The sequence below is a fragment of the Cylindrospermopsis raciborskii Cr2010 genome (genome assembly GCF_003367075.2).
GTDB lineage: Bacteria > Cyanobacteriota > Cyanobacteriia > Cyanobacteriales > Nostocaceae > Raphidiopsis > Raphidiopsis raciborskii.
Genome location: NZ_CP065936.1, coordinates 866850 through 882183 on the forward strand (window position 1 = coordinate 866850; position 15334 = coordinate 882183).

13 protein-coding genes are annotated in these 15334 nt (G+C 40.3%); 10 read left to right on the plus strand and 3 right to left on the minus strand.

What is annotated here, in order from left to right:
• Window positions 1-156: 156 nt before the first annotated feature.
• The 7 genes from C6N34_RS03985 (at window position 157) to C6N34_RS04015 (ending at window position 9283) form a co-directional block, all read left to right on the plus strand.
• Window positions 157-1503, plus strand: coding sequence for a histidine phosphatase family protein (locus tag C6N34_RS03985; protein WP_057178565.1), 1347 nt, complete (start codon window positions 157-159; stop codon window positions 1501-1503).
• A gap of 25 nt (window positions 1504-1528) precedes the next feature.
• Entirely contained in the window at window positions 1529-2785 is a 1257-nt protein-coding gene (locus tag C6N34_RS03990) for a dihydroorotase (protein WP_115539142.1), read from the plus strand.
• A gap of 23 nt (window positions 2786-2808) precedes the next feature.
• Entirely contained in the window at window positions 2809-3483 is a 675-nt protein-coding gene (gene ung / locus C6N34_RS03995; RefSeq protein WP_057178563.1) for a uracil-DNA glycosylase, read from the plus strand.
• A 64-nt stretch (window positions 3484-3547) separates the two neighbouring features.
• Window positions 3548-5026, plus strand: coding sequence for an Asp-tRNA(Asn)/Glu-tRNA(Gln) amidotransferase subunit GatB (gene gatB, locus C6N34_RS04000; RefSeq protein WP_115539143.1), 1479 nt, complete (start codon window positions 3548-3550; stop codon window positions 5024-5026).
• 230 nt (window positions 5027-5256) lie between these two features.
• Window positions 5257-6498: a bifunctional ornithine acetyltransferase/N-acetylglutamate synthase gene (gene argJ / locus C6N34_RS04005; protein WP_115539164.1), complete on the plus strand. Its 1242-nt coding sequence runs from the start codon at window positions 5257-5259 to the stop codon at window positions 6496-6498.
• 23 nt (window positions 6499-6521) lie between these two features.
• Window positions 6522-7811, plus strand: a complete 1290-nt coding sequence (locus C6N34_RS04010) for an FAD-binding oxidoreductase (RefSeq protein WP_236107403.1) — start codon at window positions 6522-6524, stop codon at window positions 7809-7811.
• A gap of 116 nt (window positions 7812-7927) precedes the next feature.
• Window positions 7928-9283 (plus strand): (Fe-S)-binding protein, encoded by a 1356-nt coding sequence (locus tag C6N34_RS04015; RefSeq protein WP_115539144.1) that lies wholly within the window; start codon window positions 7928-7930, stop codon window positions 9281-9283.
• Here the strand turns inward: C6N34_RS04015 and C6N34_RS04020 are convergent.
• From C6N34_RS04020 to C6N34_RS04030, 3 genes are read right to left on the minus strand one after another with little or no spacing between them, the layout of a single operon-like run.
• Window positions 9273-10277 (minus strand): hypothetical protein, encoded by a 1005-nt coding sequence (locus tag C6N34_RS04020; RefSeq protein WP_115539145.1) that lies wholly within the window; start codon window positions 10275-10277, stop codon window positions 9273-9275. The genes C6N34_RS04015 and C6N34_RS04020 overlap by 11 nt on opposite strands.
• A 34-nt stretch (window positions 10278-10311) precedes the next feature.
• Window positions 10312-11091, minus strand: a complete 780-nt coding sequence (locus C6N34_RS04025; RefSeq protein WP_115539165.1) for a hypothetical protein — start codon at window positions 11089-11091, stop codon at window positions 10312-10314.
• Between the two features lie 37 nt (window positions 11092-11128).
• Window positions 11129-11617 (minus strand): hypothetical protein, encoded by a 489-nt coding sequence (locus C6N34_RS04030; RefSeq protein ID WP_057178558.1) that lies wholly within the window; start codon window positions 11615-11617, stop codon window positions 11129-11131.
• 138 nt (window positions 11618-11755) lie between these two features.
• Between C6N34_RS04030 and C6N34_RS04035 the strand changes: the two genes are divergently transcribed.
• From C6N34_RS04035 to ftsH3, 3 genes are all read left to right on the plus strand, one after another.
• Window positions 11756-12541 carry a hypothetical protein gene (locus C6N34_RS04035; RefSeq protein ID WP_115539146.1) on the plus strand — a complete coding sequence of 262 codons (786 nt, stop codon included), beginning with the start codon at window positions 11756-11758 and terminating at the stop codon, window positions 12539-12541.
• Between the two features lie 28 nt (window positions 12542-12569).
• Window positions 12570-13361 (plus strand): aminotransferase class IV, encoded by a 792-nt coding sequence (locus C6N34_RS04040; RefSeq protein ID WP_006278774.1) that lies wholly within the window; start codon window positions 12570-12572, stop codon window positions 13359-13361.
• Window positions 13362-13470: 109 nt separating this feature from the next.
• Window positions 13471-15312: an ATP-dependent zinc metalloprotease FtsH3 gene (gene ftsH3 / locus C6N34_RS04045; RefSeq protein WP_006278775.1), complete on the plus strand. Its 1842-nt coding sequence runs from the start codon at window positions 13471-13473 to the stop codon at window positions 15310-15312.
• Window positions 15313-15334: the final 22 nt, after the last annotated feature.

Below are 15334 nucleotides of genomic sequence, written 5' to 3' on the forward strand. Positions count from 1 at the left end.
ATGGGACAATTGAAATAGTAATCAATACTAAACTGAGGAACCGATTCCTCTACATAATATCTCATTATGGTCACCTGTAATAAAAGATTTTTCAGTGGTGTGTTAATTGACATTTTAATGTAAAATTACTTCCTCAAAAGAGAAGAGGTTTTTTAAATGACTCGTGTGATTATTGTGCGTCATGGACAAAGTACCTATAACACTGAAGGACGCATTCAGGGACGCACTAACACGTCCAGCTTAACCAAAAAAGGTTCCGAGGATGCTCTTAGGACTGGTCAAGTGCTTAGTAATATACCATTTGCGGCTATATATAGCAGTCCCCTCACCCGAGCTAAACAGACTGCGGAAATTATCCACAATCAGTTGACAGGTCATCCGGTTCCATCGGTGGAGACTACTGACTATTTACTGGAGGTGGACTTACCCTTGTGGGAGGGAATGTTATCTGGAGAGGTGAAGGAAAAGTTCTCCCTCGATTATAGTATCTGGAAAGAACGTCCCCAGGAATTGCTAATGACAATTAGTGACGCAAATGGTACAAGAGATCACTCACCTATATTATCTTTATATGAACAAGCACGACAATTTTGGCAGCATATCTTATCCCATCCCCGGGCAAGGACTATTCTTGTAGTTGCACATAATGGCATTAATCGTGCTCTAATTAGTACAGCATTGGGTATTCCCCCTAGTCGCTATCATTCTATACAACAGTCTAATTGTGGAATCAGTGTGCTTAATTTTAGCGGGGGACTGGGTGAACCGGTACAGTTGGAGTCCATGAATCAAACCCAACATCTGGGAGATATTTTGCCTAGTTTGCGCCCAAATCATCAAGGGTTTCGTTTACTATTGGTTCGTCATGGAGAAACTGAATGGAATCGTCAAGGGAAGTTCCAAGGACAAATTGATGTACCTTTGAATGACCATGGTAGGGTTCAAGCAACAAAAGCTAGAGAGTTTCTCAAAACCATATCTCTTGATTTTGCCTTTAGTAGCACTATGGCCCGCCCCCGAGAAACAGCAGAAATTATCCTTCAAGACCATCCCCACGTCAGTTTACAATTATTGGATGGTTTAAGGGAAATTAGCCATGGAAAATGGGAGGGTAAGTTTGAATCGGAAATAGATCAGGATTTCCCCGGTGAGTTGCACCGCTGGCGCACTATTCCCGCTCAGGTGCAAATGCCAGAAGGTGAAAATTTACAAGAGGTATATCAACGTAGTGTTGGGTCGTGGCAAGAAATATTACAAACTGCTCAAAGTCAAAACCTTGGTATGGGTCTAGTTGTGGCTCACGATGCAACAAATAAAACTTTACTTTGTCACATACTCGGTCTGTCCTTGGAAAATTTCTGGAATTTCCGTCAGGGGAATGGAGCAGTTAGTGTGATTGATTATCCTCAAGGTGCTGACAGTTCACCCGTTCTACAAGCTATGAATATTACCGGACATTTAAGTGGTGGAGTGTTAGATAAAACTGCAGCGGGCGCTCTCTAATCATCATTGGGGAATTGAAGCGGATATGATTGAATTGCTAAAAGAAGTGCGGGTGATTGATGCAGTTATGCAAACTGACCAAGTAGCCGATGTGTTGATTTTTGATGGTGAAATTAAGGCGATCGCCCGCCAAATTCCCAATCCCAGCCCTGAAACTGTTGTGAGAGATTGTCAAGGTCTATTATTGGGCAATGGTTTGGTGGATCTATACAGTCATTCTGGTGAACCTGGGTTTGAAGAAAGGGAAACTTTGAGTTCTTTATTAAGGTCGGCTCAAGTTGGTGGATTTACTAGAATAAACGTCCTACCTGATACATATCCAGTGATTGACCAACCATCTCTAGTGTTACAATTACAGCAAAAATATAGGAGTAAAAATTCCCCCAGACTACAAATTTGGGGGGGAATAACCCTGGATTTAGCGGGTAAGCAGTTAACCGAATTTGCTGATTTAGCCAATTGTGGTGTGGTGGGTTTTACGGATGATAAACCTTGGGAAAATTTGGGTATGGTTAGGAGGATATTAGAATATTTACAGCCATATAGTCAAATTGTGGCTTTTTCACCGTGCGATCGCTCTTTATGTTTAAATGGTAAAGTGAGAGAAGGTGTAGAGGGGTTGCGCATGGGATTACCAGGGATACCAGCGAGTGCGGAAACCAGTGCCATAGCGGGACTATTAGAATTAGTAGGGGAAATTGGAACTCCTGTACATATTATGCGGGTATCTACAAGCAGGAGTGTGGAATTAATTGCTAGGGCTAAATCTGATGGGTTACCCATAACTGCAAGTAGTACCTGGATGCATCTGTTATTGAGTAGCGAAGATATTTACAGTTATCATACTAGTCTACATTTAGAACCACCTTTGGGAAATGTTAGTGATATGAAAGCGTTGCGTGAGGGGGTGCGTCAAGGTATAATAGATGGTATAGCTATTGATCATGCTGCATTCACCTATGAAGAGAAGGTGCAGGCTTTTTCTGAATCTCTACCAGGAGCAATCGGTTTAGAACTGGCCTTAGCCTTATTGTGGCAAAACCTGGTAGAAACTGGGGAATTTACCGCCTTGGAATTATGGAAGAGTTTAAGTTATGGACCTGCAACTTGTTTAAAGCAGAAAATAAACCCTATTCAACCAGGAGAGAGGGCGGAATTAACACTGTTTAATCCTGACAAGACTTGGGAAGCAACCATAGATAATCTTTGTTCCTTGAGTAATAATACACCATGGTTAGGGGAGGAAATAAAAGGAAGAGTGATCCAGATCTGGTGTGACTAAAATAGAAGTATAGAAATTAAAGTATGATTTTTGATTTAAAGGTTCCTGGGGAATGGGATAGTGTTCTCTCGGACGAGTTCCGGAAACCTTATTGGAAGCAACTGGAAGAGTTTCTCGTTCAAGAAAGAAGTTCTCAAACCATTTACCCACCAGAGTCAGAAGTTTTTTCTGCTTTTGAATTAACACCTTACCAACAGGTAAATGTTTTATTATTAGGGCAAGATCCCTATCATCAAAGAAATCAAGCCCATGGTTTATGTTTTTCCGTCAAACCTGGTATTAAACCACCACCTTCTCTCAAAAACATTTATCGGGAACTTCAACAAGATATAGGATGTCCTATTGCCAATCATGGTTACCTAGCTAATTGGGCTAAGCAAGGTATCTTAATGCTAAATGCGGTGTTAACCGTAAGAGAGGGACAAGCCAATTCTCATAAAAATCAAGGTTGGGAACTTTTCACCGATGAGGTGATTAAAAAGGTTAATGAAAAAACAAAACCCGTCATCTTTGTTCTTTGGGGTGGATATGCGAGAAAAAAAGTCAAACTAATTGACACAAATCGACACTTAGTGATTGAATCAGCCCACCCTTCTCCTTTATCCGCCTATCATGGCTTTTTTGGTAGCAAACCCTTCTCAGCAATAAATTCAGCTTTAAAGATCTGGGATAAACCAGAAATTGACTGGGGATTATAGCTTTAACCAAAACCAACCACGGATCCCATCTGTTAGAATCACTTTATAACTACCTTATGAAAATATGAGCATAGCCACAGCTGTAAAAACAGAATACGAAGCCATCATAGGACTAGAAACCCATTGTCAACTTAGCACCAATACCAAAATTTTTTCCAGCAGCTCTACTGCTTTTGGTGCTGAACCCAACACCAATATTGACCCAGTCTGTATGGGTTTACCGGGTGTCTTACCAGTCCTCAATGCTAAAGTTCTAGAATATGCAGTTAAAGCAGGTTTAGCTTTAAACTGTCAAATTGCCAAGTATAGTAAATTTGACCGTAAACAGTATTTTTATCCTGATCTGCCAAAAAACTATCAAATTTCCCAATATGACCTACCCATAGCTGAACATGGTTGGCTAGAAATCGAAATGGTAGATGATCATGATAACCCCGTTCGTAAACGGATTGGTATTACTCGTCTACACATGGAAGAGGATGCAGGAAAGTTGGTGCATGCTGGCAGTGATCGATTAGCTGGTTCCAGTTATTCCCTAGTAGACTACAATCGTGCTGGTGTACCCTTAATAGAAATTGTTTCGGAACCCGATCTACGTTCCGGTCAAGAAGCAGCTGAATACGCCCAGGAATTACGTAGAATTATGCGATATTTGGGTGTGAGTGATGGGAATATGCAAGAAGGTTCCCTCCGCTGTGATGTGAATATTTCTGTTCGTCCAGTGGGGGAAAAGAAATTTGGCACTAAGGTGGAAATCAAAAATATGAACTCCTTTAGTGCTATCCAAAGAGCAATAGATTATGAGATTCAACGTCAAATTGCTGCTATAGAAGCAGGAGAGAGAATAATTCAAGAAACCCGTTTGTGGGAGGAAGGTTCCCAACGCACTAGCAGTATGCGAGTGAAAGAAGGTTCTAGTGATTATCGTTATTTCCCCGAACCGGATTTAGCACCTATTGAAGTTTCCCATAGCCAACTAGAAACCTGGAGATCTGAATTACCAGAATTACCCGCTCAAAAACGTCACCGTTATGAACATGAGTTGGGACTTTCAGCATACGATACCAGAGTCTTAACGGAGGATCTACCAGTCACAGAATATTTTGAAACTGCTATAAATGCTGGTGCTAACCCCAAATCAGCTGCTAATTGGATTACTCAAGATATAGCTGCCTACCTAAACAAACAAAAACTTACCATATCAGAAATTAAACTGACACCCCAGACCATAGCGGAGGTGATTAGTCGTATTGAGAAAGGTAAAATTAGTAATGCTCAAGCAAAAGAAAAATTGGCGGATTTACTTACAGGTATTTCTGTGGAGGAAGTCTTTGCTGGTCAGGAATTAATCACGGATCCAGCCGTGTTAGGTCCCATAGTGGATGAAATAATTGCTGCTAATCCACAACAGGTGGAGAAATACCGGGGTGGCAATATTAACCTCAAGGGTTTCTTTGTGGGACAAGTATTGAAAAAGACTAATAAACGAGCGGAACCCAAACTAACCAACGAACTAGTGGAAAGAAAACTCAACAACTCATAACCAACCGGAAAAAAAATGGAAAAATTTGAAAAAAAACTAAAAAGGGGTTTGACCCCTCACACTAATAGTGTTATAGTGTGATAAGTAGATGCACCCTGATGATTTGGAGAGCTATTTCATGGCTCTCTTTTTTCATTTCTGGTAATTTTTGGTGATTTTTTTAGGTTCCCTTCGCCTTATATATGTATAATGGTTGTGCTAAGAACTTGTGGAGTTTTGGGGCCTTCATTATGGCAGACTGGGATGAAATCACGGGTGGTATCACCGCAGCACGGGGATATAGAGCTGCAGGAATCGCAGCTGGGTTAAAACCTTCGGGACTACCTGATTTAGCTTTAATTCTATCAGACGTAGATGCAATTGCTGCTGGTGTATTCACCACAAGTCATGTAAGGGCCGCCTGTGTAGATTATTGTCGTCAAAGACTACAGACCAAGCATACAACCAGAGCTATACTGTGTAATGCAGGTCAAGCTAATGCTGCAACTGGTGACCAAGGTATCAAAGATACAATAGAAAGTGCAAACCTATTAGGGAAAGAACTAAATATAAACCCGGAGTCAATTTTGCTTGCTTCTACGGGGGTAATTGGTCAGAGAATTAAAATGGATGCTTTGGCAAATGGTATACCCAAACTGGTTGCCCAACTCTCGGAAACAGGTTCAGATGCAGCAGCTAAGGCTATTGTGACTACAGATTTAGTCACCAAATCCATTGCGTTGGAAACCACCATACATGACCGTCCAGTACGTATTGGTGGTATTGCCAAAGGTTCAGGGATGATTCACCCGCAAATGGCTACCATGCTGGCATTTATCACCTGTGATGCAGCGGTTTCCCCCACTCTATGGCAGCAAATGTTAACACGCGCTGCAGATAGAAGCTTCAATTCCATTACCGTAGATGGTGATACCAGCACTAATGATAGTTTAATTGCCTTAGCCAATGGAGAATCTCGCACACCCGCTATTACCGAAATAGGACCAGAATCCGAAAAACTAGAAGGGATGTTAACAGCTGTTTGTCAACACTTGGCAAAAGCGATCGCTCGTGATGGTGAAGGTGCAACTTGTTTAGTAGAGGTACAGGTTACAGGTGCAGCGGATGAAACCGCAGCGCGACAAATAGCTAAAACCATTGCTGGGTCATCCCTAGTCAAGGCGGCAATTTTTGGACGTGATCCCAATTGGGGACGTATTGCTGGTGCTGCTGGACGTGCGGGAGTGCCATTTGAACAAGATCACCTGAAAATTAAGATTGGTGACTTCCTGCTGATGGAAAATGGTCAACCCCTACCCTTTGATAAAGGTGCTGTCAATGCCTATTTAAAACAAGCAGCTTCAGGAACTTATCTCAAAGAAGATACGGTGTTAATTACTGTCAGTGTTGGTCATGGAAATGGTTTTGGTCAAGCTTGGGGTTGTGATTTGAGTTATGACTATGTAAAAATTAATGCCAAATATACAACTTAACAACTTAGATATAACACATAACTATGAGTGCGACTTCTCAGTTTCTAACCCTAACGGGGATAAATAAGGTAACTCCTTGGGAAGAACTAGGTCAGACTGTACAAGAACGGGTGCGATTGGCAATGGATCAAACCCACCCCAGTTGTATGGTTTATCCCCAAACCCAAGAAGAACTAAGTACGATTATAGCCACAGCAAATAGTAATAGATGGCGAGTTCTGACCTGTGGGGGGATGACGAAAATTAACTGGGGTGGTTTAACCAGTCCTGATATTATTGTCATTGTCAGCACAGAATATATAAATAAACTCATAGAACATGCGGTTGGTGATTTGACCATTACAGTAGAAGCGGGAATCAAATTCAGGGAAATCCAGGAGATTTTAGGCAAACGTGGGCAAACCTTGGGATTAGATCCTGCGTTTCCTGAACATGCGACTATTGGGGGTATAGTAGCGACTGGGGACACTGGTTCTCTACGTCAACGTTATGGAGGAGTGCGTGACCAACTTTTAGGCATAACTTTTGTCCGCGCTGATGGAAAAATTGCCAAAGCTGGGGGAAGGGTGGTGAAAAACGTTGCTGGTTATGATCTGATGAAATTGTTGACTGGTGCTTATGGTACTCTGGGGGTTATCAGTCAAGTTACCCTTAGGGTTTATCCTTTACCAGAAACTTCGGGAACAGTAATACTAACTGGTCAACCTGAACCTATTTCCCAGGTTGCCAAAATTCTTCAAAGTTCTCAATTAACACCAACCCAAGCTGATTTAATATCCCATGGATTAGTTTCCCAATTAGGTTTAGGAGACGGTATTGGTTTAATGGTTAGGTTTCAAAGTATTGAGAACAGCGTCCAGCAGCAGTTACAAAGATGTTCAAGTATGGGGGAAGAACTAGGTTTAACATCAACAGTCTATTTAGGTGATGAGACTAAGCAAGAAGCCAGTCTATGGCAACAATTACCAGAACTAATCTATAACTGCGGGCACAATTGGGAAATTACTGCCAAAATAGGAGTATTGCCAACTGCTGCTGTGAACATCATTAGTCAAATCCAGTATGGATTAATTCATCTCAATAGCGGGTTAGGTTTAGTCCGGTTAGAAGACGAAAATCCGGTTCTCACCTTGCGCAGTTTGTGTCAGGAGAATTTAGGGTTTTTAAGTATGTTATCCGCACCGGTAACAGTCAAAAAAAATATGGATGTTTGGGGTTATAATGCCAATAACATAGAAATTATGCGACGGATTAAACAACAATTTGATCCCAATTCCATATTAAATCCTGGTCGATTTATAGGTGGGATTTAAGTTTGGCGACTTAAATTTGGCAATTTAAATTTTGGTAATAATTAATCAAGCAGATTTTTAAAAAGTATAAATCAAAAATATCAAAAACTGTCAAAAACTAAAAGAGGAACAAAATCATGCAAATTGCCAGTGGTTCCAGCAATGATATGAAAAATCTACAGGGATTTGATTCCAACCATCCCCCCGACCCAAAATTAATTGATAGTTGTGTGCATTGTGGATTTTGTCTTTCCACATGTCCTAGTTATCGGGTGATAGGTAAAGAAATGGACTCACCCAGAGGTCGTATTTATTTAATGGATGCTATTAACGAAGGGGAAATTGCCCTAAATACTGCTACAGTTCAACACTTTGACTCTTGCTTAGGTTGTCTTGCCTGTGTTTCTACTTGTCCTTCTGGAGTACAGTATGATAAGTTGATTTCCGCGACTCGTCACCAGGTAGAAAGGAATTATCAGCGCAGTTTTGCTGATAAATTAATCCGACAATTAATCTTCTCCCTTTTTCCTAATCCAGATATTTTAAGAATATTGCTTTTTCCCCTATTTCTCTATCAGAAGTTGGGAATTTCCCAATTGTTACGCGCTACCAGACTAATCCAGAAAATCTCTCCTAGGTTAGCTGCGATGGAATCAATTTTACCGAAAATTACCATCCAGTCTTTTGGTAATAATTTACCAGATATCATTCCCGCTCAGGGTGCAAAACGCTATCGAGTAGGAATGATTTTAGGATGTGTACAACGTCTGTTTTTCTCCCCCGTTAATGAAGCAACAGTGCGGGTTTTAACTGCTAATGGTTGTGAGGTAATCATTCCCAAGTCCCAGGGTTGTTGTGCTGCGCTTCCTGAACACCAAGGACAAACAGAACAAGCAAAAGCTTTAGCAAGACAAATGATTGACAGTTTTGCAGATAGCAATGTGGATTTTATCATTATTAATGCTGCTGGTTGTGGTCATACCTTAAAGGAATATGGTCATATTTTAGCTGATGACCCAGAATACGCAGCAAAAGCTCAAATATTTGCAGCAAAGGTAAAAGATGCGCAGGAATTTTTAGTGTCGGTTGGGTTAACTGCTGAACTTTCATCCTTGAGCGACAAACCTTTAACTTTAGTTTATCAAGATGCTTGTCATTTATTGCACGGTCAAAAAATTAGTCTTCAACCTCGTCAACTTCTAAAACAAATTCCAGGGGTAAATTTAAAAGAACCTTTAGATGCTGCTTTGTGTTGTGGAAGCGCAGGAGTTTATAATCTCCTACAACCAGAAATTGCTCAGGAGCTGGGTGAGCAAAAAGCACAGAATTTATTAAATACAGGTGCTGATGTTATTGCTTCTCCTAACCCAGGATGTAGTTTACAAATCAGTAAATATTTGGGGGATAGAAAAGCATCTGTCATGCACCCTATGGAATTATTGGACTATTCTATTCGCAATCAAAAATTGCCACTGGAGCAGATTATTTCATAAAGAACTTGGATAAATATTTACCTACTTTGGGAAGTAGGGATTTCAGTACATTTGGTATAAAGAGCATAAGTAGGGAATTTTCTATCAATGAAACTGAATCATGGGAGAAAACATTGACGCTGATTACCAAGTTAGTGACTACCCAAACCAACCAGCTAATAACAGGTTCTATAAATTTATCCACAGATTTATTTCTTATCCTTACCAGTAGTTTTTTTAATTGACTGATAATTAGTAAACTCAATGTTCCCAAAACTAAAAATATTATTATCCAACCCAAGGTTGAGATTAATATTGATAACCACAATGACATTCCGGAGGAGATTTTCCAGGTTATGACAGCTGCGGGAAATATAGCAGATACAAACCAATACACTGAATTCAAATTACTTCTTAGACATTTGGTGACTTGTTCTGTTAGCCAATAATGGGAATTGACAATACCAGAAGCATCCCCATTGTTTATTAAGTCCTGGGATATTTTTTGGATAATATCACCGTCAAATAGTATGGTGCTTTGCATCATAATATTTAAATTATCAAAATGCTGATTTTCAGTTGATTGATAATAGGAATTAAAGGTAAACCCAGATTGAAATTTAATGGTTTTATTGCGGTTCTGACTGGTGAGTATTTTCCAAGTTTTTACCAGGAAGAAATATATTAAAACAGATAACTGGGGATGTTGATAAATATCCACACTCTTATCATAATTCTCATCCCTATCAACAAGGGAATCAAAAATGGAATAGTACCATAAATTCAATAACAGTCCCTTGGGTATATCTAAAGATATACCCTGCAATTTTAACTGTGCAATTTTTTCTAAAATAGTTCTATTTAAATAAAAACTATATGCTCCTTCCTCAGCTTTTACCTCTAAGCAACAATTATCTTGGCCATTATTTTGGGGAAATTGCCAGGGAAATAAGAAACCATAATTCAAACTATAATTCAGGTCTGGTTTCTGGTAATTTTCTTGGAATATATTCACGCATCACCCACCCAAACTACTAACATATCTAAGTTCAAGAAGCAATACCTTTGATAAAATTAATCAGGAAGTCTATTACCTCACGCCATTGTTTTTCTCCAGATACCACTCCATCATTATGAACCTTCATAATTAGATCTTTATCAGATTCCTTCAAACTGAATAAATCGCGGTGATAACGAGTAATAATATCTCCGTCTAATTGGATGATGGTTTGAGCATAGATGGTATCCACATTTTCACTTGTGACATCACCCCCATCCAGTGCTGCTTTCATTTCTGAAACCTTCCGCAAGGTCAATACAAACTTATCATCAGTCACTAGTTCGGCGATTTTCTGATAATTTTCCACCTGACTTTCCTGGTCAAAAGGTGAGGGTAAAACTATTTGGGATACTTTTGTACCATCGGAATTTAAGCGATTTTCATCTATATATTGCAGACGACTACGATATTCCTGCACCACCCGAGCTTTGGGTGATGGAGACTCTAATTCCTTGATTAAAAGCGTATAAATATATTCTCTTTCCAATTGCAAGAATATATTAATATAACGGTCTTCTAACTCGGACACAATGTTCTTACTGGCAAAATAATTGGGTTGACTTATGGCATAAATATTATAGTATGATTGCCAGGGGTTGAATTTGGAACCGCTAATACTACTTACAACTATTGTATTTACCTCTAAGCTTGTAATATCCCTAACTATTACGCCTACGGTATCAACAAATTTGCCCAGTAGGTCTTTAGCTCTCCCTGCTGTACCTTGATTTGGCTGAGATTCCAAAGAATTTGAGTCTTTTGCTAACATGGGGGTTGCTCTCCGCATTAAGTACCGTGGATAAATGCTAGGGAAGTTTTGCTAGTTGCGAACTTTGGCTATTTTGACTTTGTTTAACCATTGACATCAAAATCTCACCCAGTTTTTGCACGCTTTCTATGTTTTTTTGGATTATTTCCCGACCTTCCTGAACTTGGCTCAAATGAAATTCCCTCAGCTCTACATAGGGACCACTACCAATGAAGCTAGTACCTATTTCATTTCTAATGTCACCATCAACCAGGTTAATACGGGTTACCATTTTGTTCTCTGGTTTGGCACTAGAAGCGTTGTTGTTATATGATGACTCATCAATAACAGAAGTTTCAATTTGTAACTCAATTACATCTGCAAGGACTGTCTTAACAATATCCATGACACTACTCAAGTTCACAGCATTGCTCTTAAAATCTAAATTGTTAAGCTGGCTTTGGAACTTATTTACTTTTGCTGACTCGACCTTTTCAATTTGCACTGTTTGGATTTCTAGGTTGGCGGAGAGGTTGGTTTCAGACATACTTACTTTTAGGTACTATGTGAAAAAGTGTGGATAGGACTGTATGGGTTTCCATTAGCACTCCACTAGGGCATTATTAACTACTTGAGATTTTTTTTCCATTGTTTTTAAAAAAACTTAACAAGAGTAAATTTTACTATGCTATCAGCTCGCGAATTGATTATTGCTCCCTTGGTTTTTAGCCTGTCTATTCTCGCTGTGACTTCCAATCAGTACCTACGACTACAGGAATTGGTAACCGCTCCAGAAAATAGGTCAGGGGAGTCTGTGGAAAAAGATGACCAGAAAAATGCTTTACGTCTTAAATTGCTTGATAACATGCCCAGTTTTGGTTATAACAATATACTCTCTAAATGGGTGTATATCGAGTTTTTACAATACTTTGGGGATGACCAGCAAAGACAGAGGACTGGTTATGGTCTAAGTCCGGAGTTTTTAAAAATCGTTCTCAAACATGATCCAAGATTCCTTGATGCTTATTTAAGTCTTTCTGTTAGCACCTCTTTATATGCTGGGATGCCTAAAACTGCTGTTAATCTAATGACGACTAATTTACAATTGCTCTCCCCCAAATTACCGCCAAAGTCCTATTATGTGTGGAGTTATAAGGGTATTGATGAGTTATTATTTTTAGGTGATCATCAAGCAGCTCGTCAGTCTTTTATAAAAGCTGCTACTTGGGCGCGGGAATATGATGATCCAGAGGCGCAAAAAGTGGTTTTCTTCTCTGAAAAAACTGCTAATTTCCTTTTGAGGAATCCTGACAGTAAGTTTGCTCGTATTGCCACCTGGAGCATGGTTTTACAAAATAATATGGATGGTAAAACTCGACAAATTGCTATTGGCGAAATTGAAAATTTAGGTGGTAAGGTAGTTGTTAATAACTTGGGTTTACCCATTGTTATTTTTCCTGAAAGGGACTGACTTTTTCGGTTATGAATAGGAACGGATGATGTATTGGTATTGTGGTCAACTGATAAAATCAACAACACTGACATTAGATGTTGATGACCCAGGACTAATTTACGGAGCTACAGTTTTTACAACTATTAGGGTATATCAAAGCTGTATAAATCATAGACTAACTAGTTGGCATGCTCACTGCTTTCGTTTAAAATCTACTCTAGAGACATTTGACTGGAAAGAGCCTAATTGGCTATCTATACGTCAAGGTGCGGAAATACTTTCACAAAATTTCCCCGTCATCAGAATCACTGTTTTCCCCGATGGTCGAGAATGGATTACAGGTAGATTCCTCCCAGAAAACCTAGCTGAAAGACAAAATCATGGTATAATGGTCGCTGTTGGCGATGTTAGATGGAACCGTTCCCTACCCGAGCATAAAACTGGTAACTATCTGGCTCCTTGGTTGGCAAAAACTAATGCCCAAAGTCTCAAAGCCCAAGAAGTAATCTTAGTAGATAACCAGGGAAATTGGCTGGAAACTGCCACTGGTAACCTCTGGGGTTGGAAAGACCACTGCTGGTGGACACCACCTCTCACAGAGGGAATTCTCCCGGGAATCGAGCGATCGCTCATTATCGGGCACTTACAAAAAAATCAAATTCCCGTCAAGCAAGAACCATGGACAGGAAACCTGGTCAAAAACCTAGAGGCGATCGCCTATAGCAACAGCGTGGTAGAGATAGTTCCCATATATATGGTGCAGGATTGTCAAGAGAGGTTAGAATATAATCCTAGACATTCATGCTTTTGGGAGATCAAAAGATTATTTCTATCATGACAGGAGTGAAGTTTTGGTATATCTTAAAATAAGTTAACATAATTCTCATAAAATCTCTCTTATTTTAGAGAACTTAGACTAACGCCCAAAACTAGGAGGATATACCTCAGTGAACAAGAGATGGAGAAATGCGGGGCTGTACGCGCTGTTATTTATAGTAGTAATAGCCTTAGGGACAGCGTTTTTTGACAATCAACCGCCACAGGTAGAAACGTGGAGGTATAGTGAATTTATCCAACAGGTGGAACAGGGGCGGGTAGAAAGAGTTAGCCTCAGTTCAGATCGGACCACAGCGGTGGTGACACCAAAATATGATCCGAATAAAAAGCGGGTCATCCTGGTCAACGACCCAGATTTAATCAACACCCTAAGCAATAAAGGTGTAGATATTGCCGTACTACCTCAAACAGACGACGGATTTTGGTTTAGAGCACTCAGTAGCCTATTTTTCCCTGTATTGCTATTAGTAGGTTTATTTTTCCTACTACGTCGGGCCCAGAGTGGTCCTGGTAGTCAAGCGATGAACTTTGGGAAATCTAAAGCCAGAGTGCAAATGGAACCCCAAACCCAAGTTACCTTTGGGGATGTGGCGGGTATTGACCAAGCCAAACTGGAATTAAATGAAGTTGTAGACTTTTTAAAAAATGCTGATCGCTTTACTGCTATTGGCGCGAAAATTCCTAAAGGTGTATTATTAGTAGGACCACCAGGGACAGGTAAAACCCTATTAGCACGAGCAGTAGCAGGGGAAGCGGGTGTACCCTTCTTCAGTATTTCCGGATCAGAATTTGTGGAAATGTTCGTGGGTGTGGGTGCATCTAGAGTGCGAGACCTGTTTGAACAGGCAAAATCCAATGCTCCCTGTATAGTCTTCATTGATGAAATTGATGCGGTAGGTCGTCAAAGAGGAGCAGGTTTAGGGGGAGGTAACGATGAAAGAGAACAAACCCTCAACCAATTACTAACGGAAATGGATGGTTTTGAAGGTAATACAGGAATTATCATTATTGCTGCCACTAACCGTCCAGACGTTCTTGATTCAGCTCTATTGCGTCCTGGTCGATTTGATCGTCAAGTAGTAGTAGACCGTCCTGACTATGGTGGAAGGAGTGAAATCCTCAGAGTTCATGCTAGAGGTAAAACCCTATCAAAAGATGTAGACCTAGATAGAATTGCCCGTCGCACTCCCGGATTCACCGGTGCGGACCTATCCAACCTGTTGAACGAAGCAGCAATTTTAGCAGCACGTCGCAACTTGACCGAAATTTCCATGGATGAAATTAACGATGCTATTGATCGGGTATTAGCAGGTCCAGAAAAGAAAGACCGGGTAATGAGCGAAAAACGCAAAACCTTGGTAGCATATCATGAAGCTGGTCATGCTTTAGTTGGTGCATTAATGCCTGATTATGACCCCGTACAAAAAATTAGCATTATCCCCCGTGGTCGTGCAGGTGGTTTAACCTGGTTTACTCCCAGTGAAGACCGGATGGATACAGGCTTGTATAGCCGCGCATATCTAGAAAATCAAATGGCCGTTGCGTTGGGTGGTCGTTTAGCAGAAGAAATTATTTTTGGTGAAGAAGAAGTAACCACTGGTGCTTCCAACGACCTGCAACAGGTAGCTAGAGTAGCTAGACAAATGATTACTCGTTTTGGTATGAGCGATCGCTTGGGTCCTGTAGCTTTAGGTCGTCAGCAAGGTAATATGTTTCTAGGTAGAGACATCATGTCCGAACGGGATTTCTCGGAGGAGACTGCCGCTGCAATTGACGAAGAAGTTCGCAAACTTGTTGATACGGCATACTCCCGAGCCAAGGAAGTACTACTAAATAACCGTCAGATTTTAGACCAAATTGCTCAAATGCTGATTGATAAAGAAACGGTGGATGCTGACGAATTGCAGGATATCCTATCTAATAATGATGTAAAAACGGCAGCCTTTGCCTAAACTAGCAAATCACCGATCTTAA